This window comes from Candidatus Krumholzibacteriia bacterium (assembly GCA_035649275.1).
Classification (GTDB): domain Bacteria; phylum Krumholzibacteriota; class Krumholzibacteriia.
In genome coordinates this window covers 1-2769 of sequence record DASRJW010000157.1, presented here as the reverse complement: position 1 = coordinate 2769, position 2769 = coordinate 1, and the positions used below count along the sequence as shown (strand labels likewise).

At 67.8% G+C, this 2769-nt stretch carries 3 protein-coding genes; 2 read left to right on the top strand and 1 reads right to left on the bottom strand.

The features are described 5' to 3' along the window. Positions 1-1019 (top strand): FlgD immunoglobulin-like domain containing protein (locus tag VFE28_17370; protein ID HZM17770.1); only part of this gene is annotated, 1019 nt, incomplete at its 5' end. Positions 1020-1141: 122 nt separating this feature from the next. Here VFE28_17370 and VFE28_17365 read toward each other — a convergent pair. Next, positions 1142-1564 (bottom strand): hypothetical protein, encoded by a 423-nt coding sequence (locus tag VFE28_17365; protein ID HZM17769.1) that lies wholly within the window; start codon positions 1562-1564, stop codon positions 1142-1144. Between the two features lie 122 nt (positions 1565-1686). On the opposite strand from VFE28_17365, the gene cax reads away from it, so the two are divergent. Next, positions 1687-2769 (top strand): calcium/proton exchanger (gene cax, locus VFE28_17360; protein HZM17768.1); only part of this gene is annotated, 1083 nt, incomplete at its 3' end.

Genomic DNA, 2769 nt, shown 5'->3' with positions numbered 1-2769 from the left:
CGCCCGGGAACATCGGCTTCGTCTTCCTCGGCGCCGAGGGCGGGGGAGCACCGGCGCCAGCGCTTCGCCTGCGCAACTTTCGGATGTTCTCCGGCCACGACGCGTACTCCCAGGGGGGAGAACCCACGAACGACGCCGAGCGCTATGCCTGCTTGAACGGCACTTCACCGGCATCGCTGCCCCCGCCTGGTGCAACGCCACGATCGCCCGTCCTATCCGCATTCGACGCTGACTATCGCATCCTCGTTTCCATCGGCCCCTTCCCGGCGCTAGCGCCAGGCGAATCGCTGCACGTGGCGATGGCGATGGTTCTCGGCTCCACCCAACAGGCGATGCTCCAGAACGCTGCCCGCGCCAAGATCCTGTACGATGGCGTCACCGCCGACTGCGATGGCAACCCGAACACGCCAGAAGAGTGCGTGGTGCACTGGACCACGCCGCTCACGGTGCCGGTCCTCGTGTCGGAGATCGAGGCGCTGCGGACTCCGACGGGGGCGCGGCTCTCCTGGCGACTGGCGGAGGAGGCGCGACGCGCCCTCCGTGGGCTGTACGTGCAGCGCGCCCCTTCCGCCTCGGGCCCCTTCGCGCGGCGCCCGTCCGGTCTCCTGGAGCCGGCGACGACGACCTTCGACGACAGCGATCTCCCGCCCACCGCGTGGTACCGGCTCGAGCTCGAGCACCTCGACGGCACGTCGCTGGTGACCCGCTCGGTGCGCCTCGACGGCGAAGCGACAGCGGCATTCTCTCTCGACGTCGAAGCGTCGGAGGCGGCGCGGGTTCGCGTCCGCTACGTCCTCGCCCAGAGCGCCGAGACGCGCCTCACCATCCACGACGTGAGCGGGCGGCTGCTCACCACGCTCCGGAGCAGCTCCCTGCCGGCCGGCACCTACAGCGAGGAATGGAACGGTACGACCAACGCAGGCCGAAGGGTGCCGCGGGGCGTCTACGTCGTCCGTCTCGAGGCGGGCGGCAGGGTGCTGACCCGCAAACTCCTGATTCCGACTCGCGTCGCGCCTTGAACGTCGCGGCACACGAATCCTTCCCTACCTTCTGCCAAGGAGCTCTGGCGGCGTAAGATCAAATCTGGATTCCCTGCACGATGATTGTCCGTAGCCGCAGTGCTCTCGGCAAAGTCGACGACTCAGTGCGGCATCGCGTCGAGCAACTTGCGGGCGCGGTCGGCGTGCTCGGAGTCCGGGTAGTCCTTCAGGAGCTCCTCGAGGCAGGCTCTGCCCTTGGCGTAGTCCCGCTGCGCGTTGAGCGGTGCACCGTACATCTCGCCCAGCGTGAGGAGGATCTCCTGCCGTAGCTTGGCATCCAGGTCGTGACGCGCGTGGAGCGGCTCGAGCAAGGAGATGGCTCCAGGGTAGTCGCCGCTCCGGGCCAGGGTCCGGGCGTTCTCCAGCTGGGCCGTTTCCTTGCCGACGATCGTCGTTTGCACGGAGTAATTGTCGCCCGGGCGGCCCTCCTTGTCGAAGTCGCTCATCTGCGTCTGTGAATGAACTCCGCAGCCCGTGCTCACCACCAGGAACAAGGCCGTGGCCACGCCGTACCACTGCTTCATGACTTGCCGCCATCCCGTCCGACATGCTATCGACACCCGCATGGCTTCCTCACTCACAGCGCCGCCGCCGACCGTTATGGGGCCACGGCTTTCGACCCGGAAGAGCCAGGGGAGATCCTAGCATGCGCCTCGGTCGCGTCCACATTCCACCCCTCATGATCCTGCTCGTCTTCCTGCCCATCGCCGCGGTGCTCGAGTTCTCCCACGCCAACGCACCCCTCGTCTTCGCTACCTCGGCGCTCGCCATCGTGCCCCTCGCGGGCCTCATGGGGCGGGCCACGGAAGCTCTGTCCGAGCGCCTGGGACCCGGGCTCGGTGGTTTGCTCAACGCCTCCTTCGGCAACGCCGCCGAGCTCATCATCGCCCTCGTCGCACTGCAGCGCGGCCTCCCCGGGGTGGTGAAGGCTTCCATCACCGGCTCCATCATCGGCAACATCCTTCTCGTTCTGGGGCTCGCGATCCTGGCCGGTGGGTTCCGCTACGACCGGCTGCGCTTCAACGCCACGGCGGCGGGCACGGGCGGGACGCTGCTCGCCCTCTCCGCCATCGGTCTCGTGGTGCCGGCGATCTTCCACCGGCTCGTGGCCGGCCAAGGCGAGGCCCACGAGAAGGAGCTCTCGCTCGAGATCGCGATCGTTCTCTTCGTCACCTATCTGTTGAGCCTCGTGTTCTCGCTGCGCACCCACAAACATCTCTACGCTGGCCAACCCGGGCCCGCAGGCGAGTCGTTGGGTACAGTGGAGTCGCTTTCACGGACCGACCATGGCGCGGCAGCGCATGGCGAGGGCCATGGGCCCGGCTGGAGCCGCGGGCGCGCCATCGTCGTCCTCCTGGTGGCCGCAGGGCTCATCGGCCTCGTGTCGGAATGGCTGGTGCAGGCAGTGGAAGCCACCGCCGAAGCCTTCGGCATGACCGAGGTCTTCGTCGGCGTCATCCTCGTCGCTATCGTCGGCAACGCCGCCGAGCACAGCACCGCGGTGCTCGTGGCGCGGAAGAACCAGATGGATCTCGCCATGCACATCGCCGTGGGCTCGAGCATCCAGATCGCGCTCTTCGTGGCCCCGGTCCTCGTGTTCGTGAGTTACGCCTTCGGGCAGCCCCTGGATCTGCTCTTCACCGACTTCGAGGTGCTCGCCGTGGTGGCATCGGTGGCGGTGTTGAACCTGGTGGCCCTGGACGGTGAGGCGAACTGGCTCGAGGGCGTG

Bases quoted from the DNA above. Each gene is read 5' to 3' on its own strand.
- VFE28_17365 (HZM17769.1), bottom strand. From the start codon at position 1,564: ATGAAGCAGTGGTACGGCGTGGCCACGGCCTTGTTCCTGGTGGTGAGC.